We start from the raw sequence: 19,850 nt of genomic DNA on the forward strand, positions 1-19,850 counted from the left end.
GCATTCCCCTCAGTAACGGAACAGGCGCCAGCCCAGCAGGCGGGCGGCCAGCACCAGCAGCTTGGCCATGGCGAAGTAGAGGACGGCGGCCAGGGCGAAGTATTCGAAGGTGCGGAAGGTCTTGACGTTGAGCGCCTGGGTGACGCCGGTGAGGTCGTTGGTCAGGCCCACCACCACGCCGAGGGAGGTCATCAGCATGGCCCAGACCAACTGGTTGGTCAGCGGGTAGAACACCACCCGCAGCAGTTGCGGGATCACCACCAGGCGATAGGCCTGCGGCGCGCTCATGCCCAGCGAGCGGGCCGCCCGCAGCTGGGTCTCGGGCACCGCCTGGAGGCCGCCGCGGAAGGTCTCGGCGAGGTAGCCGGCGTTGTTGAAGGTGACCCCGGCGAGCAGGGCGAACCAGGAACTGACGTGCAGGCCGAAGGAGCCCAGGCCGAAGTAGAGGATGTAGATCTGGAATAGCGCCGGGGTATTCCGCGCGATGGAGATCCAGGCTCCGGCGGCGGCGCGCAGCGGGCGGTTGCCGCCGAGCCGGGCGAAGGCCAGGAGCAGGGCGATGAGGATGCCGAAGAGCATCGACAGCGCGGTGACCTGGAGCGTCACCAGGCTGCCGGCGAGCATCTCCGGCAGGGCGTTGAACGCCGAGCGCCAGTGGAAGGTGTAGTCGAACATCAGCAGTCCTCGCTCAGCCAGGCGGGCAGCCCGGCGGGGGCCCGTCCGCCGACGGCGGCCTCGACGCAGCCGGCGAGGCTGGCGAAGCGCACCTGGCGGCCGACCAGTCCGGGGGCGTAGTGGGCATACTTGGCGGAGTTGGTCATCAGGGTGCGCGCGCCCGGCGGCACCAGCGGTTCGTCGAGCATGCACCAGCAGGTGTCGGTGACCAGCCGCGCGCCGAACGCCCGCAGCGTCGCCAGGTGCCCGGCCGCTTCGGCCTGGGCGACGACCTGCCGGCTGCTGGTGATCACCAGCGCTACCTCCGGGTGTCTGCGGCGGCCGTGGCAGAGCGCGGCGAGCTGGGCGAATTCGCTGGCGGAGAAGTGCGGGTTGCCCAGCGCCACCAGGTCGATCCGCGTCTCGCCGGCGCTGTCCAGCTCGCGCCAGGCGTCGCGCAGGCGCTCGCGACCGACCCGCAGGGTCCGCCGCGGCGCGCGGCCGCCGAAGGCGCTGGCCAGGTCAGGGGCTTCCGGGGTGACGCCGATGACGTGGAACATCGGCACCGAGGAACTGGTGCCCAGCGCCGCGCCGAAGGCCTTGAGCGCGTTGCGGTCCGGCTGCCGCTGCCGCAGGCCGTCGATCGCCGGGATCTGTCCGTCGCAGAGCAGGCCGCAGAGGTAGCCGAGGGTAGGGTAGAAGGCATCGTCGACGCTGCCGAGGTCTTCCACTTCGATCAGTACCCGCGCCTGGCGCTGCTCGTCGAGGTGGCAGCCGGCCAGCGGCGCGCGACCGGTGAGGGCGCAGCAGATATCCATGAAGTCGGCGTACTTGTTGGTGCGTGCGCCGAGCACGCTGTTGGCGAAGAGCACCGCGTTGGACTCGGCCCAGACGATCTGTTCGCCGGCACGCGCGCTGTCGTCGAGCAGGTAGGGCGCGCAGGTGAAGCTGGGCTGCGCGCCCATGTCGAGATAGGCCTGGGCCAGGGCCGCGGCTGGCTCGCCGAGGGCGGCGGGTACGCCCTGTTCGCGCCAGCGGCGCTGGTCCACGGAGATGGCGTTGAGGGTGGTCGGTACCCGCACCCGGGCACCGAGGTCGCGCAGGGTCTCGGCGAAGCGCAGGCCGGCCGGGCCGGTGTAGATGCAAGCGTCGATGTGCGCGCGCTGGATCTCGACCAGCCGTTGCGCGCCCTGCAACGCCGCCATGCGCAGGACGATGCGCATCGCCAGGCGCGCGGCTTCGCCGTGTTCGCCGGCGAGCAGGGCCTGGTCGAAGGCGTCCAGTCGCGGGCCGGCATCGGTCGCCAGCGCTTCGGCGGGTCGGGCCTCCAGCGGCGGCGGGGCATCGCGGTGGAGTTCCAGGCGTCCGTCGGCCAGGCGCGCCCAGGGATAGGCGGCGAGTTCGTCGAAGCGCTCGCCGAGACAGGCGATGGGTAGCGAGCGGCCGAACAGTTCCTCGGCGACGATCGCGCCGAGGGCGAGGATTTCGTCCGGTTCGCGCAGGAGGATCGCCGCCGGCGCACGTCCGCCGAGGATCAGTTCCAGCAGTACGCTGCTGCCGGTACAGGAGCCGCGCCCACCGGGAATCGCCAGCAGCCTGCCGTGTAGATGGCGGCCGCTGAGCGGGTGGTGACGGTCGATCACTTCCGCGCTGCGCGGGTCGACGCCGCCCCAGAAGCTCAGGCCGGTCGGTGCGTACAGCAGTTCGCCGGACGCGCTGCCGGCGACCAGGGTACGGGGAACGATGAGGTGTGCGTGCTTCATCGGCGCATCCAGGACGGGGGGAAACGGCGCGGCCCGACGGCGGACCGCGCCCTCGGCTTCAGCGGTAGACCGCGCTGGTGGTCAGCTCCGGCGCCGTGCCGCCGACCCATTTCTGCGCCAGCTCGGCGTAGCGGCCGGTGCGCACCTGCTGGTTGATGAACAGGTTCAGGTAGTTGAGCAGGCCGTATTCGTTGCGCTTGGCGCCGAGGGCCACGTAGTCGATGTCATAGGGCGCGTCACCGGCGATCTTCAGGCCCTTGTACTTGCCCGACTTGATCCACGAGGCGGCGACGGTGGAAGAGACGACCGTGGCGTCGATATGCCCCTGGCTGATCGCCAGGGCGGTGTCGGCCTCGGACTGGTAGGCGCGGAAGCTGCCCTTGGCGTCGCCCCAGGCCTTGCTGTCCTTCTCCAGGGCCAGCGCCTCGAAGGTGCCGGCGGTGCCGCCGACCGGGCGGCCCTTGAGGTCCTCGTAGCTGGCGATGCCGGTGTCCTCGCGGGTCAGTACCACCTTGACGAAGGCGAAGTAGGGGATGCTCATGCCGATGGTCTTGGCCCGCTCCAGGGTGTCCGAGGTGGACGCGACGATCACGTCGGCGCGACCCGACACCAGCGCCGGGATGCGGTCGGGAAAGGGCGTCTCGACGATCTCCGCCTTGACGTCCAGGGCCTTCGCCAGGTCGTGGCAGTAATCGACGTCGAAGCCCACCGGGTTGTTCTGCGCATCGCGCGAGCCCATCGGCGGAAAGTCCAGGGTGACGGCGCAGCGCAGCTTGCCGGACTCGATGATGTCGTCGAGCTTGTCGGCCTGGGCGAGACCGGCGAGGGAACAGCCCAGGGCAGCGGTGAGGGCTAGGGCAAGGGTCTTCTTGGTATTCATGGGGGCCTCTGGCGATGCGGTTGAGTGGGAGGGCGGCAAATCCCGTATTTGTGATTTCGTATACGATATTTTGAGTGAGCAATGGCTGTGCCAGAACCTCGTCCGACGCCGATAAAAAACCTTTCGCTGGAGCGCGACCGCTTTGGCTGGCGCGTCGCTGTGCCATGCCGCGCCGGACTGCGCCCCGCTCGGGCGCGGCCGGCGGTGTTACAAAAGGGAGCAGGATTGCTACCGCCGCCCCGTGGCGGGGCGAGGCGTTACGCTTTTCGGGGCTGGCGATGGGTCTCGCGGTACTGGCTCGGCGAGAGTCCGGTGAGCGCCTTGAACTGGCGGCTGAAGGCGCTGTGGTCGGTGTAGCCGCAGCGCAGGGCGATCTCGGTGATCGGCGCGTCGCCGGCGAGCAGTTGCGAGGCGGCGCCGAGCCGCGCCTTGTGGATCATCTGCCGTGGGGTGAGCTGGAAGATGCGCTTGCAGTGACGCTCCAGTTGCGCCACCGAGAGCCCGGCGATGGCGGTGAGATCGGCGAGGCTGAGCGGCTGGTCGTAGTGCTCGCGGATATGCGCGTCCACCGCCGCCAGCCGCCCGTAGGCCGGGTGCGCCGACTGCGCCGCCGGCAGGTCGTGGGAGATGCCGGCCATGCCGATGATCGCCCCGTCGGCATCGCGCAGCGCCTGCTTGTGGGTCAGGCACCAGCCCGGCTGGCGACCGGGATAGAGGTGCAGCTCCAACTGGTTCTCCAGCGTCGCGCCGCCGCGCAGCACGCGCCGATCCTGCTCGGCATAGAGCGGACCGAGGCTGGAAGGGAAGACCTCGTCGGCGCTGCGGCCGAGCAGTTCGGCCTTGTCCTTCACGCCGCAGCGGCGTGCCAGGGTGCGGTTGACCAGGACGTAGCGGGCGCGCTCGTCCTTGACGAAGAACACCACGCCGGGCATGGCGTCGAGCAGCGCCTCGACCTGGCGCAGGCTGACCAGCAGGCTGGCGAGGTCGGCGGGGGGCGGGGCGGCGAGCAGGTCGTGCATCGGGGCGAAGGCCTGGCTGGGGGACCGCGCCAGCATACGGGGCGCCGGCGGCCGGGAACAGGGCCCGGCCGCGCGCCTCAGTTGCCCGGCGAGTCGCAGCGCAATGGCACCGTGCGCACGCGGCGCAGGTAGAAGAGGCAGGTGGCGCCGAGCAGCAGCGTCATCAGGACGAACTCGACGGCCAGGGTCGTCTGCGTCGCTTCCAGGTAGTCGCCATGGCGCTCCAGCCTGTGCGCGAACACCGCGCCGAGCAGCGCCGAGCCGAGGCCGAGGGAGGCCTGCTGGACGGTGGCGAGCATGGCGCTGCCGGCGCCGGCCTGGGCGGTCGGCACCTCCGAGAGGCCGATGCGGAAGAAGCTGCTGACGATGAACGCCTGGCCGAAGCCGATCACCAGGGTCGCCGGCGCCAGGTTGAGGATGCCCGGCTGCGGCCAGACCCGTTGCAGGGTCAGCATCAGGCCGAGCAGGCCGCACATCTGGATGACGCAGCCGAGCAGCAGCAGGCGTACCGGGCCGATCCGCGCCGCCACCCGGGCGGTGAGCAGCGCCGAGACGAAGTAGGAAGCGCCGAGGGCGATGAAGGCATTGCCGGCCTGCACCGGCGAGAGACCGGCGCCGGCCTGCAGGGCCAGGGCAAGGGCGAACATGAAGCCGCTCCAGCAGGCGAAGAACAGGATCGCCAGCAACAGGCCGAAGCGGATGCTCGGCAGGCGCAGCAGCGACGGCGGCAGCAACGGCCAGGCCTGGCGGCGTTCCTGGCGCAGCTCGGTGCGCCACAGCCAGGCCAGCAGCGGCACCGCCGCCGCCAGCAGCAGGGCGCAGGGCCAGGACCAGTGCAGCGATGGGCCGAGAGCCAGCGGCAGCAGCAGGCAGAGGATCAGCGCGGCGAGCAGCAGGGTGCCCGGCGCGTCGACGCGGGCGGCATGCTCGGCGCGGGTCTCCGGTACCCAGCGGCGGCTGCAAAGGAGAATGCCGAGGCAGATCGGCAGGTTGATCAGGAACACGCTGCGCCAGCCGAGGCCGCCGATATCGGCGGAGACCAGGAAGCCGCCGAGCACCTGGCCGACGACGAAGGCCAGGCCGCCGATGGCGCCGTAGGCGGCCAGCGCGCGGGAATGCGCGTGGCCGCTGAGGCTGACATGCAGGGTGGCGAGAATCTGCGGCACGATCAGCGCCGCGCCGACGCCCTGCAGGGCGCGCGCCACCAGCAGCAGCCAGACCGAACCGGCCAGCCCGCAAAGCAACGAGGCGACGGCGAACAGGGCGACGCCGAGATCGAACAGGCGGCGACGGCCGTAGTTGTCGCCAAGCCGGCCGCCCATCGCCAGGCACACGGCGAAGGCCACGCCGTAGACGGCGACGATCAGTTCCAGTTCGGTTTCGCTGGCGCCGAGGGAATGGGCGAGGGCGTCGAGGGCGACGTTGACGATGGAGAAATCGATCATCGGCAACAGTTGCCCCGCCAGCAGGATGCAGAGCCCGGCGAGGCCGAGCCGCGACGACGAGACGGTGCTGGGCATGGGCGGAGTCCTTGTGCGGAAGGGAGTGGGCTGGCAGCATGCGCTTCTGGCTAACCCGGTACCAGTTCTTGCTTATCCTGGTATTGGCGCTACCCGTCTGCCCTCCGGAGGACTTCGCCATGCCCCTCGACGCCCCTGCCAGCCACGCTGCGGAAAGCCCCGCGCAGCCGTCCCGCGCCGAACAGCTGGGGGCCTTCCTGCGCCGCCGGCGGGAAAGCATCGAGCCGCAGCGGGTCGGCATTTCCCGCCTCGGCCGCCGACGCACGCCGGGCCTGCGTCGCGAGGAGGTGGCGCAGCTCGCCGGGGTCGGCGTGACCTGGTACACCTGGCTGGAGCAGGGCCGCGCGGTACGCGCCTCGGAGCAGGTGATCGGAGCCATCGCCCGGGCCCTGCTGTGCAACGAGACGGAAACCCACCACCTGTTCAACCTCGCCGGGCTGGCCGCGCCGACCTCGGCGCGGCGGGTGGTCTGCGAGAAGCCTTCGGCCGCCACCCAGGCCATCCTCGATGCCCTCGACCCGTTGCCGGCCATGGTGCAGAACGCCCGTTTCGACATCCGCGGCTACAACCGCGCCTATTGCCGGCTGGTGGGCATCGACCTGGCGGAGATCCCCGAGGAAGACCGCAACTGCATTTACCTGGCGCTGACCCACGAGCGCTGGCGCTACTGCATGGCCAACCGCGAGGAGGCGTTGCCGCGGATGGTCGGCTTCTTCCGCGCGGCAATGGTCGAGCGCATGGGTGATCCGCTGTGGGAGCGGCAGTTGCAGCGCTGCCTGGAGGCGTCGGCGGAGTTCCGCGAGATCTGGCGGCGCAACGAGGTGATGGGCATCGAAAACCAGCTCAAGCGCTTCCGTCATGCGCGCTGCGGCGAATTCGAACTGCAGCAGACCAACTGGTGGTCGGCGCCGAAGAACGGCGATCGCCTGCTGGTCTTCGTCCCCCTCGACGACCACGCTCGCGACTGCCTGGAGCAACTGTGAGTCGGCGCCCTGTCCCGTAGCCAGCGCCTGCTCGACCTGCTGCAGATTTTGCGCCGGCATCGTTACCCGGTGGCCGGGCATGTGCTTGCCGGCGAACTGGGGATCAGCCTGCGCACGCTCTACCGCGATATCGCCACCCTGCGACAGCAGGGCGCGCACATCGAGGGCGGCGCCGGCGCCAGGCGTTGCTGCGCGAGTGGCGTGAACGGGAAAGCATCGCCGCGCAGTGAGCGACTGCTGCCGGAGACTGACAGACGGCCACCGCCTGCGGGTCTAGCGCCCGGCGCTGTAGCGGCTCAGAGCCGGAACTCCTCGGCGATCAGTTCGCCGAGGCGCTCCAGCGCCGGCGGCCGCTCTCCCGGGGCGAAGGCCAGGCGAATGCGGTGGGCGGGCAGTTCGGCGAAGCCCTCCGCCGGCCCCAGCACGCGCATCGTCGGGCCGACCCGCGCACGGTCGATCACGCCGATCGCCAGGCCGCCTTCGATGGCTGCTTCCAGCGCCGCCGCGCCGGGACTGCTGACCACCGTGCGCCAGCGCCGGCCCGTCGCGCCGAGGGCTTCCAGCAGCGCCTGCCGATAGGGACAACCCTGGCCGTGCAGGGCCAGCGGCAGCGGGCGTTGCGGGTCGATCCGCAGGCCGTGGCCGGCGACCCACACCGGCTGGGTGCCGCCGATCTCGCGGGAGTGCCCGTCGTACGGGGTTTCGTCTTGCGCTTGCACCAGCAGGGCGAGGTCCAACTGGCCGCGCCGCAGGCGTCCGGCCAGCCTGCCGCTGGCGTCGGTGAGCACCTCCAGCTCCAGCGCCGGCAGTTCCGCGCCGAGGCGCGGCAGGAGACGGCCGAGCAGCTTGCCGGCGTATTCCTCGGAAATGCCGAAGCGCACCCGCAGCGGCTCTTCCCGTCTGCGCAACCCGGCGAGCACGCGGTCGTGGGTCTCCAGCAGCTCGGCGGTCTGGCGCTGGAACCGCTGCCCCAGCGGGGTCAGCCGCACCGACTGGTTGTCGCGCTCGAACAGCCGGCCGCCGGCCAGTTCCTCCAGGCGCCGGACGTGGGTGCTCACCGCCGAGGGGCTGCGGTTGAGGTGGCTGGCCGCGGCGAGGAAACGGCCGAAGCGCAGGATGGCATGGAAGGTACGCAGCAGCTCGATATCCAGGTTGGCGCTCATGGTTCCGATTTCCTGCATGACTGGTGCAGATAGTTTCGTTTGATAGTAGCGGCGGAGGCCGCCTAGCCTCGACTCGAACCTGACCGACGGAGGCGAGCGATGCGCGCGACCACCTGCACCCCGCGAGCGATGCCCGGGGCGACCCGCCTGCTGGCCGTGCAACTGGGCATGGTACTGGCCTGGAGTTCCGGCTTCGTCGGCTACCGCTATGCCATGGAACAGGCGCCGGTGTTCCTCACCAGCTTCTGGCGTTTCGCCGTCTGCCTGGCGCTGCTGCTGCCCTTCGCCTGGGCCGGGCTGCGCCGGTTGTCGGCGCGCCAGTGGCGGCGCCAGGCGCTGATCGGGGCGTTGGCCTACGCGGGCTACATAGCGCCGATCGCCAAGGCCATCGAACTCGGCGTCTCGCCGGGCGTGGCGGCGCTGATGGCCGACCTGTTGCCGCTGCTGGTGGCCTTGCTGGCGCTGGTCCTGCCGGGGCAGCGAACGCGGCCGGGGCAGTGGCCGGGGATCGCCCTGGGCGTCGCCGGGGTGCTCTGGGCCGGGCATGCGGCGCTGGCGCTGGGGCGGGCGCCGGGCTGGGCCTACGGCCTGCCGCTGCTGGGCATGCTGGCGCTGGCCCTGGCCACCCTGTTGCAGAAGCGCTGGGACGATGCGCCGGGATCGCTGGCCGTGGTGCTGTTCGTGCAGATCGGCGCCGCGCTGCCGGCGTTCGCCGGCCTGGCGCTGGCGGAGGGTAGCCTGCGGCCGCCGCTGTCTGGCGGATTCCTGTTCGGGCTCGCCTGGCTGGTGCTGCTGCCCACCTTCGGCGGCTACGGCCTGTACTGGCTGGGCCTGCGCCATCTTTCCGCACAGGGCGGCAGCGCGGCGCTGTACCTGAGCCCGGCGCTGACCCTGCTATGGGCGCACTGGATGTTCGCCGAGCCGCTGACACCCATGCTGCTGGGTGGCCTGCTGCTGTCGCTGGCCGGCCTCGGCTGGCTGTATCGCGCCGAGCGTCGCTAGCCGGCGTCGCCCTGCCAGCGGGCCAGGGTCTCCAGGCGCGCCGGGCTGAACGGCGGACGCGGCGCCGGAGGTGTCCAGCCGAACAGGAATTGCGCGGCGCTGCCGCATATCCGCCCCTGGCAGGCGCCCATGCCGCAACGGCTGTGCAGCTTGGCCTCGGTCCAGCCGGCATGCCCGGCCAGCGCGGCCAAGGGGACGTCTTCGCAACGGCAGACCAGGGTATCCGCCTCCGCCAGTTCACGCAGTTCGGCACGCAGGGCGAAGTGTCGCGCCAGGGTGTCGGCGAAGCCCTGCCAGCGTCGCCGTCGTGGCCACAGGCGGCGGGCCGCGTCGCGCTCGTCGACGGCGGCATGGCCGGCGATGGCGCCTTCCACCAGGGCCAGTTCGCTGCCGCCGAAGCCGGTGCATTCGCCGGCGGCGTAGTGGTCGGGCAGGCTGCCGGCCTGCCATTCGTCGACGGCGAGCGCCTGGCCGTCGAGGCGATAGCCGAGGGCCTGGCCGAGTTGCACGTTGGGCGCCAGGCCGAAGCCGCAGGCCAGGCGTTCGCAGGCGATCTCGCGGACCCGACCGCCTTCGCGCAGGCGCACGGCTTCCAGGCGCTCCTCGCCGAGGGCGGCGAGCACGTAGCTGTCGGCGCGGTAGCTACGGGCGAACAGGCCGGCGGCCTGCCACAGCTTGCCGGGCCAGCGCGGCAGGCGTACGGCGAAGGCGGCCAGGGTTCTCGCCGGCGCCTGTTCGGCGATGCGCAGCAGGCGCGCCCCGCACTGGCTGGCGCTGGCGGCGCTGGCCAGCAGCAGCGGGCCGGAGCCAGCCACCACCAGGCGCTGGCCGGCCAGTGGCAGGCCGCCCTTGGCCAACGCCTGCAGGCCGCCGGCGCCGGTGACGCCGGGGAGGGTCCAGCCGGGAAACGGCAGCAGCAGTTCGCGGGCGCCGGTGCAGAGGACCAGGCGTCGGTAGCCGACCTGCCAGCCGCGTTGCGGGTCTTCCAGCAACAGGCGCCTGCCGGGACCGCAGGCGACCACCCGGGTCGCCGGGAAGTGCTCGACATTGGCGTGCCCGGCCAGGCGTTGGCGCATCTGATGGGCACGCGGCGGCAGGCTGGCACGCGGGCCGTCGCGCCAGATCTGTCCGCCGGCGGCCGGGTTGTCGTCGACCAGGGCGATGCGCGCGCCGCTCGGCGCGGCGGCCAGCGCTGCGGCCAGGCCGGCGGGGCCGGCGCCGACGATCAGCAGGTCGTAGTCGGCGCTCATGCCTGGGTCTCCACGCGCATGCCGGGTTGGCAGACGGTCTGGCAGGCCAGGCGTCGCCGACCGTCGATCAATACCCGGCATTCCTGGCACGCGCCCATGCCGCAGAACGGCGCGCGCCGCCCGCCGCCGACCGCGCTGCGGGAGCAGCCGTCGCCGCCGAGGGCGAGGGCGGCCGCCACGCTGGTACCGACGGCGACCCGCAGCGGACGCCGGTCGATGAACAGTTCGATCATGGCCGGGCACTCCCGGAGCTGGAGAGGAAGCGTTGCGGCAGATAAGGCGTGGTATCCAGCGGCGGCGTTTCGCCGAACAACTGGGCGGCGAGCAGGCGCGCGCTGCCCGGCGCGGTGGTCACGCCCAGGCCCTCGTGGCCGACCGCCAGCCACAGGCCCGGCTGCGCCGGGTGCTCGCCGAGCAGCGGCAGGCCGTCCGGAGTGGCGGCGCGGAAGCCGGTCCAGGCACGGATCGCATTGAGGCCGGCGAGCCCCGGCAGGTAGTCCAGGGCACGCCGCAGCATGCGCGCCAGCACCGGGCCTTCCACCTGCGGGTCGAGCGTGTCGAACTGCCGCGAGGAGCCGAGGAAGATCTGCCCGGTGGGGCGCGGCTGGGCGTTGAAGGCTACCGAGGTACCGCTGCTGGCGTGGGCGCTGCTGACATAGCCGAGTTCCACCAGTTGATGGCGGAGGGTGCCGGGATAGCGGTCGGTGATCAGCAGGTGGCCTTTCTTCGGGCGGATCGGCAGCTCCGCGCACAGCTCGCCGGCATGGATGCCGTTGGCCAGCACCAGCGCCTCGGCGCTCAGCCAGCGGCCGTCGGCCAGGCGCAGGCGGCTGCCGTCCACTTCGCTGACTTCGGCGTACAGCCGGCGCAGGCGCGGCCCGGCCTGGTCGAGCAGCCAGCGCGCGGCGTTGGGCGCGTAGAGGATGCCGTCGCCGGACACCTCCAGGGCGCCGGCCAGGCCCGGCCGCAGGGCCGGTTCGAGGGCGTACAGGCGCGCGGCGCCAAGCATCCGGCAGGCAACGCCGGCGGCTTGCAGCGCCTGGCGCTTGCGTTCGGCCTCGGCGAGTTCGCTGGCGTCGGCGGCCAGCCAGAGGGTGCCGCAATTGCGGTACGCGCAGTCTTCCGGCAGATCCGCCGCCCAGGCGCGCCAGCCCTGGATCGAGTAGTCGCTGAGGGCCAGTTCGGCCGGGTTGTCGTCCATCGCCACCAGATGGCCCATGCCCACCGCGGTGGCACCGCCGCGGCGGCTGTCCAGCACCAGTACGTCGAGGCCGCGACGCGCCAGTTCATGGGCGCAGGCGCTGCCGACGATGCCGGCGCCGACCACGATGACCTCGGCGTTCACCGGCGGATGCCCCAGGCGAACGGATCGTCGTCCGCCAGCAGCAGGGTGGCTTCCGCGCTGACGTGGGCGCGGCCGCGGATGGTCGGCACGATACGCCCGCCGGGCTGGCCGTCGAGCCATTCGTAACGCCCCTCGAACTGGCTGCCGATCACGCTCGCCTGGCGCCAGGGCTGGCCGGGCAGCAGCTTGCCGTCGGCGGCCAGGCAGGCCAGCTTGGCGCTGGTGCCGGTGCCGCAGGGCGAGCGGTCGTAGGCCTTGCCGGGGCAGAGCACGAAGTTGCGGCTGTCGGCGTGGGGGTCGTCGGCGAACAGTTCGATGTGATCGATGGCGCCGCCGTCCTCGCCGCGGATGCCCTGGTCTTCCAGCGCCTGCTGGACGGCGACGGTGTAGGCGGTGAGGGCGTCGAGGTTGTCGCCGGCGATGCGCTGGCCGTGTCCGGCGACCAGGAAGAACCAGTTGCCGCCCCAGGCGATGTCGCCGCTGACCCGGCCGATGCCGGGCACTTCGACGCTGACCTGGCGACGGTAGCGGTAGGCCGGCACGTTGCGCACGCTGACCGAGCCGTCCTCGTGGAGGGTCGCCTCGACCTCGCCGACCGGCGTCTCGATGCGGTGCACGCCGGGACCGATCCGCCCGAGGTGTGCCAGCGAGGCGACCAGGCCGATGGTGCCGTGGCCGCACATGCCGAGGTAGCCACTGTTGTTGAAGAAGATCACTCCGGCACAGGCTTCGGGATCGACCGGTGCGCAGAGCAGGGCGCCGACCAGTACGTCGCTGCCGCGCGGTTCGAGGATGCAGGCGGCGCGCCAGGCGTCGTGGCGCTCGCCGAGCAGGCGCCGGCGCTCGGCCATGTCGCCGTGGCCGAGATCGGGAAAGCCGCCGATGACTAGGCGGGTGGGCTCGCCGCCGGTATGCGAATCGATGATGCGGATGCGTTGCATGGTGGCCCTCGCCTGTGCCGGGGAATGCGCCACAGGGTGGCGTTTCGGCGGGGCGGGGCGCTTGAGGGTTTTCGCTCAGGCGGATGACGAAAGCGGCATAGCCGGGATGGCCCGGCTCAGGTGCTGGCCGGGCGGTTCGGCAGGTGTTCGTAGAGGGTCCGGCAGACCCCGACGATATGTGCCTCGATCAGTGCCGCGGCCCGTTCAGCATCGCCGGCGCGACAGGCGGCGACGATCTCGCGGTGTTCCTGGTCGGCGCGCTGCTTGCCTTCGGACAGGCTCATCTGCATGCGCAGGTAACGTTCCAGCTTGTCGTGGATGGAGCGGATCAGGTTGACCAGGAACGGCCGCTGTGCCGGTTCGTAGAGGCAGGCGTGCAGTTGCCAGTTGAGTTCGGCCCAGCGGCCGACGTTGTCTTCGCCGACGAAGTCGGCGCAGATCGCCTCGGCGCGGGCGAAGGTGGTCTCGTCCATGTTCGGCACCGCCAGGCGGATCGCCTGCGCCTCGAGCAGCACCCGCACTTCGAACATCTGCGCCAGTTCCGGTTCGGAAATACGCGTCACCACCGCGCCCTTGTTGCGCTGGAACAGCACTAGGCCTTCCGCTTCCAGGCGCTTGAGGGCCTCGCGGACGGGAATCTTGCTGACATTGAAGAGTTGCGCGATGTCGTCCTGGCGGATCGGTTCGTCCTCGGCGAAATGCCCGGCGATGATCGCTTCGCGCAGGTGCTTGGCGATGATCTCGGAGGCCGAAGGGGCGATGCCCAGGTTAGGGGCGTTGAGCATGGAGAGAGGCAAGCGGGGCAACCTGCGTGGCGTTGGGAACGTGCGGGATATTGTATACGAACGCTCGGCGGCTGCCGCTGCCGGTTGGCGCCTTCTGCGCAGGCGTGTTGGTTGGCTCCAGTGGGCCTCCGTGCTGCTGCGGGACGCTCTTGGCGTGATGCCTCCCACGCAGGAGAGGTGCGGGCGGCGGCGCATGTTTCGCAGGGCGAAACGCTCTTCCGGAAAGTTCGCGGAGAGGCTGGACAATAGAAAATTAGCTTGCTAATAATTCGCTCGCTCATGTATTTCGGGGCGTCCGCGATGGCCAAGCCTTCCTTCTTTTCCTCCGACCTGGTGCAGGTGCTGCTGTGCCCGCGCCTGCACGAACTGCAGTTCGCGGTGAAGGCCCTGCTGGCCGGCGGGTTGGCCCTGTACCTGGCCTTCAGCCTGGAGCTGGAGCAGCCGCAATGGGCATTGATGACGGTGTTCGTGGTCAGCCAGCCCTATAGCGGCATGGTCCTGGCCAAGGGCATGTTCCGCCTGATCGGCACCTGCGCCGGTGCGCTGGTGTCCATCGGCATGGTCGCGCTCTATGGTCAGGCGTCGCTGCCCTTCCTCCTGCTGATGGCGCTCTGGCTGGCGTTCTGCACCGCCGGCGCGTCGCTGCTGCACAACCATGCGTCCTACGGTTTCGTCCTGGCCGGCTACACCGCGGCGATCGTCGCCCTGCCGGCCAGCGCCGATCCGGCGACGGTGTTCGACCAGGCGGTGGCCCGCTGCTCGGAGATCGGCCTGGGCATCCTCTGCGCGGCGCTGGTGAATGTACTGCTCTGGCCGCGGCGCCTGGAACGCCAGTTGGCGAACCAGGGCAAGGCGGCCTGGGAGGCCGGCTTGCAGGCGGCCGCGGCGGAGCTGCGCGGTGCCGACGAACGCGGCGAGCTGCTCGCGGCGCTGGGGCGGATCGCCGCGACGGACGCCCAGCGCGACCACGCCTGGTTCGAGGGCGCGCTCGGCCGCGCCCGTTCCCAGGCCTTGCGCGTGCTTGGCCTCGACCTGCTCGGCCTGCTGCGCGCGGCGCGCAAGGTGGCTCGCGAGCGGAGGCTGCTCGATCCGGCCAGCGCGCACGCCTTGCAGCCCTGGCTGGAAGAACTCGAGGCACTGTTGCGCGAGGGCCGCCAGGCCGAGTTCGAGGCCTGCCGGCAGCGCTTGCGCCTGGCGCTGGACGCGGCGCACGGACAGTTGCACCTGTGCCTGGTCTGCCTCGAACGCCTGCTCGGCGAGGCGAGGGCGGCCGGGCGCAGCGTCGAGGCGCTGGTCTATGGCGCGCCCACCCGCCAGGCGCCGGGCGCCATCGCCTGGCACCGGGACATCGAGCGCGGCGTGCTGTTCGGCCTGCGCAGCGCCCTGGCGTTCCTCTGCGTAGCCGCGTTCTGGCTGGCCAGCGCCTGGCCGAGCGGGTTGGGCGCGGTGTCGATCACCGGCGTGGTGCTGAGTCTCTTCGCCAGCCGCGACAACCCGGCCCAGGCCGGCCTGAACTTCCTTCGCGGGATTCTCCTGTCGATCCCGCTGGCCGGCTTCGTCGCACTGTTCTACCTGCCCGGCGTGGACGGCTTCCCGCTGCTCTGCCTGGGCCTGGGCGTACCGCTGTTCTTCGCCGCGCTGTGCGTGAACCGGGCGAGCCTGGCCGGGATCGCCTCGCCGTTCTGCATCTTCTTCGTGAAGAACGTCGCGCCGAGCAACAGCATGAGCTACGACCTCGCGCACTTCCTCAACAACGCCCTGTCGACGGTGCTTGGGGTGGCCTTCGCCGTGCTGGTGTTCAACCTGGTCAGCCTGCGGCCGGGCGAACGCCATTACCGGCGCATGCTGCAGGCCACCCTCGGCGACCTGGCGCGGCTCACCCTGCGCTCGCCGGCGCAGGCCGAGGCCTGGTTCGGCGGGCGCACCGCGGATCGCCTGATCCGCCTGGCGCAGCGCTACGACCGTTTACCGGAGGGGCGCCGCCAGCCCTGGTCGGACGGCCTGATGGGACTCGACTTCGGCGACGAGCTGCTCTACCTGCGGCAGTGCCTGGAGGAGGTCCCGGCGTCCCTGGCGCAGGCCCGCGACCGTTACCTGCGGCGTCTGCGCCTGGCGCTGCTGGGCGATGGCCCGCGGGCCGAGCGTGAACACGCCCTCGACCCGCCGACCGCGCGCCTGCTCAAGGCCCTGGCCGCCAGCCCGCTGGCCGGCAGCGAACGCGGCGAGCTGGCCGGCGCCGCGCTGGTGCAGTTGCAGGCCACCTGGCGGCAGTGGTGCCGCAGCCATGCTCCGGCCGGGACGGCGCTGCGCGCGGACCCGCTCCCCGGAGCCGGGCGCTAGTTCTGCGGTGGCCGGCCACATTGACCGCGCAAGCCCCGAACCACTAAGCTGCGCGCCTTGCGACAGGTGCCCCGCAAGGGGTGAAACAGGGAAGCTGGTGCGTTCCGTCGGAACCAGGCCAGCGCTGCCCCCGCAACGGTAGGCGAATCAGACAGCCGCTCGATGACCACTGTGCTCCGGCATGGGAAGGCGCGGCTGGAAGCGTCCAGCGCTTCGCTCGCGAGCCCGGAGACCGGCCTGACGCACCCACGGCATCGCGGAGGGCGCTGTCGGACGTCTCCTGCCGTCGCTTCGTCCTCCGTCTGCCTCAACCCAGGTCGCGCGGGTGAGAGCGACGGAGCAGCGCAGAGCATGAACAGAGTTTTCCTGACCCCGGCAGCCGTGGCGCTGTGCGGCGCGTCTTCCCTGAGCCTGGCCGAACCGGTCAGCCTTGCCGACCAGGTGGTGACCGCCACCCGTACCGCCCAGACCGCTTCCCAGAGCCTGGCGGCGGTGAGCGTCATCGACCGCGAGGATATCGAGCGCAGCCAGGCGCGCAGCGTGCCGGAGCTGTTGCGCCAGGTACCCGGCGTGTCGCTGGCGAACAACGGCGGTTTCGGCAAGAACACCACGCTGTTCCTGCGCGGCACCGAGTCCGACCATGTGCTGGTGCTGATCGACGGCATCAAGGTCGGCTCGGCCAGCGCCGGCCTCACCGCGTTCCAGGACTTGCCGGTGGAGCTGATCGAGCGCATCGAGGTGGTCCGCGGGCCGCGTTCCAGCCTGTACGGCTCGGAGGCCATCGGCGGGGTGATCCAGATCTTCACCCGGCGCGGCGACGGCCAGGGCGCCAAGCCGTTCTTCTCCGCCGGCTACGGCACCCATCACACCCTGGAGGGCAGCGCCGGGGTCAGCGGCGGCGCTGGCAACGGTTGGTACAGCCTCGGGGTGAGCAGCTTCGATACGGCGGGCATCAACGCCAAGCGCGCAGGCACCTCGAGCTACGAACCAGACCGCGATGGCTATCGCAACCTGTCCGGTAACCTGCGCGGCGGCTATCGCTTCGACAATGGCCTGGAACTCGACGGCACGCTGCTCAGGGCCAAGTCGCACAACGACTATGACCAGGTTTTCGGCAACTCTGGTTTCAATACCAACGCCGACGGCGAGCAGAACCTGGTCGGCGGCCGTGCCCGCTTCACTCCGCTCGATCCCTGGCTGGTGACCCTCCAGGCCGGGCGCAGCGAGGACAAGGCCGATGCCTATCAGGATGGCCGTTTCTACTCGCGCTTCGATACCCGTCGCGACAGCCTGTCCTGGCAGAACGACCTGACCCTGGCCGAAGGCCATGTGCTGGCCCTCGGCTACGACTGGCAGAAGGACGAGATCAGCAGCAGCGAAGCCTTCAGCGTCGACTCGCGGCTGAACAAAGGCTGGTTCGCCCAGTACCTCGGCCGGTACGGTCGCCAGGATTGGCAACTGAGCCTGCGCCGTGACGACAACCAGCAGTTCGGCGTGCACGACACCGGCAGCGCCGCCTGGGGCTACGCGCTGAGCGACGCGCTGCGCTTCACCGTCAGCTACGGTACGGCGTTCAAGGCGCCGACCTTCAACGAACTCTACCTCCCCGACTACGGCAATCCCGACCTGGACGCCGAGACTTCGCGCAGCCTGGAGGTCGGTCTCAGCGGTACGCACGACTGGGGGCACTGGGCGGTGAATGCCTATCGTACGGACATCGACTCGCTGATCACCTATACAACCCGTCAGGGGCTTTATGTGCCGTTCAACATCGACGAAGCGCGCATCCGTGGCGTCGAACTGGTCCTCGGCAGCCAGTGGCTGGGCTGGGACTGGAACGCCAACGCGACCTTCCTCGACCCGCAAAACCGTTCCGGCGGCGTCAACGACGGCAACGAACTGCCGCGCCGGGCGCAGCGGATGTTCAACCTGGAACTGGACCGGCGCTTCGAGCGTCTTTCGCTGGGCGCCAGCGTGCACGCCGAAGGCCGACGCTATGATGACCCGGTCAACGAGGTGCGCCTGGGCGGCTACGCCACCCTCGACCTGCGCAGCGAGTACCGGCTGAACGACGAATGGCGCCTGCAGGGCCGGATCGCCAACCTGTTCGGTGCCGACTACGAAACCGCGTATGGCTACAACCAGCCTGGCCAGGCGGTCTACCTCAGCGTGCGCTACCAGGCCCTGTGAGGCCGGGTATTTCGAATGAACGAGGCGACGGCGCGGCCGCGTCGCCGCAAGGAGTGATCGACGATGAACGAATCCCCCGAGAAGGACCAGCGCCACCGCGAGCGGATGGAGCGCAAGAAGGCCGTGGTCGACGAGAAGATCGCCCAGGCCCGCGACGAACGCGGCGTGCTCCTGGTGCATAGCGGCAACGGCAAGGGCAAGAGCAGCTCGGCCTTCGGCATGGTCGCGCGGGCCCTGGGCCATGGCATGAAGGTCGGTGTCGTGCAGTTCATCAAGGGCGCCGCCAGCACCGGCGAGGAAGCCTTCTTCCGGCGCTTCCCCGAGGAAGTCAGCTATCACGTGATGGGCGAGGGCTTCACCTGGGAGACCCAGGACCGCCAGCGCGACATCGCCAAGGCCGAGGCGGCCTGGAAGGTCGCCGCGCAATTGCTGGCCGACCCGGACGTTGGCCTGGTGGTGCTGGACGAACTGAACATCGCCCTCAAGCACGGCTACCTGGAACTGGACAGGGTCCTCGCCGACATCCAGGCGCGCCCGGCCATGCAGCATGTGGTGGTGACCGGTCGCGGCGCGCAGCCGGGGATGATCGAGGCCGCCGACACGGTGACCGAGATGAGCCTGGTCAAGCACGCGTTCAAGGCCGGGATCAAGGCGCAGAAAGGAGTGGAGTTCTGATGCCCGCGCCATGCGCGGAGACGCTTCGCCCATGACCCAGGCACGCTGTCCGGCCCTGCTGATCGCCGCCCCGGCCTCCGGCCAGGGCAAGACCACCGTCACCGCCGCTCTGGCCCGCCTGCATGCGCGCCAGGGGCGACGGGTGCGGGTGTTCAAGTGCGGACCGGACTTCCTCGACCCGATGATTCTCGCTCGCGCCTCCGGCGCGCCGGTCTACCAGCTCGACCTGTGGATGGTCGGCGAGGCCGAAGCGCGACGCCTGCTGGCGCGGGCCGCCGGCGAGGCCGACCTGATCCTCATCGAAGGGGTGATGGGCCTGTTCGATGGCAACCCCTCGGCGGCAGACCTGGCGCGGCGTTTCGGCGTGCCGGTGCTGGGGGTGATCAACGGCGCGGCGATGGCCCAGACCTTCGGCGCCCTGGCCTACGGACTGGCGCATTTCCAGCCGGACCTGCCGTTTTCCGGAGTGCTCGGCAACCGCGTCGGCAGCCAGCGCCACAGCGACATCCTGCGCGATTGCCTGCCGCCCGGCATGCGCTGGTTCGGCGGTCTGCCGCGCTCGGCCGAATTCGAATTGCCGAGCCGCCACCTGGGCCTGGTCCAGGCCGAGGAACTGGCCGATCTCGATGTGCGCCTGGACGCCGCCGCCGACGCCTTGCGGGCCAGCGCCGAGACCGACCTGCCGGAGCCGGTGACCTTCGAGGTGCCCGCTCCGGCGCCGCTGCAACGTAGCCTGGAAGGCGTGCGCATCGGCGTGGCCCGCGACGCCTCGTTCGCCTTCCTCTACCAGGCCAATCTCGACCTGCTGCGCGAACTCGGCGCCGAACTGGCGTTCTTCTCGCCGCTGCAGGACCAGGCGTTGCCCGCCGTGGACAGCCTGTACCTGCCGGGCGGCTATCCCGAACTGCACCTGGGGCGCCTGCAGGGCAATCGCGCCATGGCCGAGGCGATCCGAGCCCACCATGCCGCCGGCAAGCCGCTGCTGGCCGAGTGCGGCGGCATGCTCTACCTGCTCGACTGCCTGGAAGACGCCGACGGCGAGCGCGGCGAACTGCTCGGCCTGCTGCCGGGCCGGGCGCGCCTGCAGAAGCGCCTGACCGCCCTGGCCTTGCAGGAGGTCGAGCTGCCGGAAGGGCGGCTGCGCGGGCATACCTTCCATCACTCGACCCTCGACTGCGCCGTCGAGCCTCTGGCCCGTGGCGTCTGCCCGAACGGCCGGAACACGGCGGAGGCGGTGTTCCGTCTTGGCCGGCTGACGGCTTCCTATATCCATTTCTACCTGCCTTCCAACCCGCAGGCCGCCGCCGCGTTGCTGGCGCCCGCGCGAGACGCCGACTGAC

At 70.8% G+C, this 19,850-nt stretch carries 17 protein-coding genes, 1 pseudogene and 1 riboswitch; of the genes and pseudogenes, 7 read left to right on the plus strand and 11 right to left on the minus strand.

The annotated features are described in order from the left end of the window. Positions 1-9: 9 nt before the first annotated feature. From VQ065_RS11485 to VQ065_RS11505, 5 genes are all read right to left on the minus strand, one after another. Positions 10-675, minus strand: a complete 666-nt coding sequence (locus tag VQ065_RS11485; RefSeq protein ID WP_003086750.1) for an amino acid ABC transporter permease — start codon at positions 673-675, stop codon at positions 10-12. Next, entirely contained in the window at positions 675-2,417 is a 1,743-nt protein-coding gene (lhpI, locus tag VQ065_RS11490) for a cis-3-hydroxy-L-proline dehydratase (RefSeq protein ID WP_014603675.1), read from the minus strand. The genes VQ065_RS11485 and lhpI overlap by 1 nt, the downstream gene beginning before the upstream one ends. Before the next feature lie 58 nt (positions 2,418-2,475). Further along, positions 2,476-3,297: an ABC transporter substrate-binding protein gene (locus VQ065_RS11495; protein ID WP_003086755.1), complete on the minus strand. Its 822-nt coding sequence runs from the start codon at positions 3,295-3,297 to the stop codon at positions 2,476-2,478. A 257-nt stretch (positions 3,298-3,554) separates the two neighbouring features. Continuing rightward, a complete protein-coding gene (locus VQ065_RS11500; RefSeq protein ID WP_014603676.1) occupies positions 3,555-4,352 on the minus strand; it encodes an AraC family transcriptional regulator in 798 nt (265 codons plus the stop codon). 41 nt (positions 4,353-4,393) lie between these two features. Beyond that, a complete protein-coding gene (locus tag VQ065_RS11505) occupies positions 4,394-5,836 on the minus strand; it encodes an MFS transporter (protein ID WP_003110835.1) in 1,443 nt (480 codons plus the stop codon). A gap of 38 nt (positions 5,837-5,874) precedes the next feature. Here VQ065_RS11505 and VQ065_RS11510 point away from each other — a divergent pair, with 38 nt between their 5' ends. Together VQ065_RS11510 and VQ065_RS11515 are read left to right on the plus strand one after the other, a co-directional pair. After that, positions 5,875-6,819, plus strand: coding sequence for a helix-turn-helix transcriptional regulator (locus tag VQ065_RS11510; protein WP_023657621.1), 945 nt, complete (start codon positions 5,875-5,877; stop codon positions 6,817-6,819). Between the two features lie 36 nt (positions 6,820-6,855). Next, positions 6,856-6,978, plus strand: a pseudogene (locus VQ065_RS11515) (helix-turn-helix domain-containing protein); the annotation flags it as partial. 137 nt (positions 6,979-7,115) lie between these two features. Here the strand turns inward: VQ065_RS11515 and VQ065_RS11520 are convergent. Further along, positions 7,116-7,982 carry a LysR family transcriptional regulator gene (locus VQ065_RS11520; RefSeq protein WP_003082572.1) on the minus strand — a complete coding sequence of 289 codons (867 nt, stop codon included), beginning with the start codon at positions 7,980-7,982 and terminating at the stop codon, positions 7,116-7,118. A gap of 99 nt (positions 7,983-8,081) precedes the next feature. Here VQ065_RS11520 and VQ065_RS11525 point away from each other — a divergent pair, with 99 nt between their 5' ends. Further along, entirely contained in the window at positions 8,082-8,984 is a 903-nt protein-coding gene (locus VQ065_RS11525) for a DMT family transporter (RefSeq protein ID WP_003114958.1), read from the plus strand. Here the strand turns inward: VQ065_RS11525 and VQ065_RS11530 are convergent. The 5 genes from VQ065_RS11530 to VQ065_RS11550 form a co-directional block, all read right to left on the minus strand. After that, the gene (locus VQ065_RS11530; RefSeq protein ID WP_014603677.1) at positions 8,981-10,234 is read right to left on the minus strand and encodes an NAD(P)/FAD-dependent oxidoreductase; all 1,254 of its coding nucleotides are present in this window, start codon (positions 10,232-10,234) and stop codon (positions 8,981-8,983) included. The two genes, VQ065_RS11525 and VQ065_RS11530, sit on opposite strands and share 4 nt — an antisense overlap. Continuing rightward, positions 10,231-10,467: a (2Fe-2S)-binding protein gene (locus tag VQ065_RS11535; protein ID WP_014603678.1), complete on the minus strand. Its 237-nt coding sequence runs from the start codon at positions 10,465-10,467 to the stop codon at positions 10,231-10,233. Before VQ065_RS11535 ends, VQ065_RS11530 begins: the two co-directional genes overlap by 4 nt. Then, positions 10,464-11,579: a D-hydroxyproline dehydrogenase subunit beta LhpB gene (gene lhpB, locus VQ065_RS11540; protein WP_014603679.1), complete on the minus strand. Its 1,116-nt coding sequence runs from the start codon at positions 11,577-11,579 to the stop codon at positions 10,464-10,466. The genes VQ065_RS11535 and lhpB overlap by 4 nt, the downstream gene beginning before the upstream one ends. After that, the gene (locus VQ065_RS11545; protein WP_003086765.1) at positions 11,576-12,520 is read right to left on the minus strand and encodes a 4-hydroxyproline epimerase; all 945 of its coding nucleotides are present in this window, start codon (positions 12,518-12,520) and stop codon (positions 11,576-11,578) included. Before VQ065_RS11545 ends, lhpB begins: the two co-directional genes overlap by 4 nt. A gap of 116 nt (positions 12,521-12,636) precedes the next feature. Beyond that, positions 12,637-13,305, minus strand: coding sequence for a GntR family transcriptional regulator (locus tag VQ065_RS11550; protein WP_003086767.1), 669 nt, complete (start codon positions 13,303-13,305; stop codon positions 12,637-12,639). A 300-nt stretch (positions 13,306-13,605) separates the two neighbouring features. Here VQ065_RS11550 and VQ065_RS11555 point away from each other — a divergent pair, with 300 nt between their 5' ends. The 4 genes from VQ065_RS11555 (at position 13,606) to VQ065_RS11570 (ending at position 19,849) form a co-directional block, all read left to right on the plus strand. Then, the gene (locus VQ065_RS11555; RefSeq protein ID WP_031629990.1) at positions 13,606-15,645 is read left to right on the plus strand and encodes an FUSC family protein; all 2,040 of its coding nucleotides are present in this window, start codon (positions 13,606-13,608) and stop codon (positions 15,643-15,645) included. A gap of 47 nt (positions 15,646-15,692) precedes the next feature. Further along, a riboswitch (cobalamin riboswitch) is annotated at positions 15,693-15,900 on the plus strand. A 96-nt stretch (positions 15,901-15,996) separates the two neighbouring features. After that, the gene (gene btuB, locus VQ065_RS11560) at positions 15,997-17,835 is read left to right on the plus strand and encodes a TonB-dependent vitamin B12 receptor (RefSeq protein ID WP_340080403.1); all 1,839 of its coding nucleotides are present in this window, start codon (positions 15,997-15,999) and stop codon (positions 17,833-17,835) included. Between the two features lie 63 nt (positions 17,836-17,898). Next, complete coding sequence (gene cobO, locus VQ065_RS11565; RefSeq protein WP_003086769.1) at positions 17,899-18,510, plus strand: cob(I)yrinic acid a,c-diamide adenosyltransferase; 612 nt, start codon at positions 17,899-17,901, stop codon at positions 18,508-18,510. 31 nt (positions 18,511-18,541) lie between these two features. Further along, a complete protein-coding gene (locus VQ065_RS11570; RefSeq protein WP_003086772.1) occupies positions 18,542-19,849 on the plus strand; it encodes a cobyrinate a,c-diamide synthase in 1,308 nt (435 codons plus the stop codon). Position 19,850 lies beyond the last annotated feature (1 nt).

Source organism: Pseudomonas sp. KBN10P06128, assembly GCF_037574945.1.
Classification (GTDB): Bacteria; Pseudomonadota; Gammaproteobacteria; order Pseudomonadales; family Pseudomonadaceae; genus Pseudomonas; species Pseudomonas aeruginosa.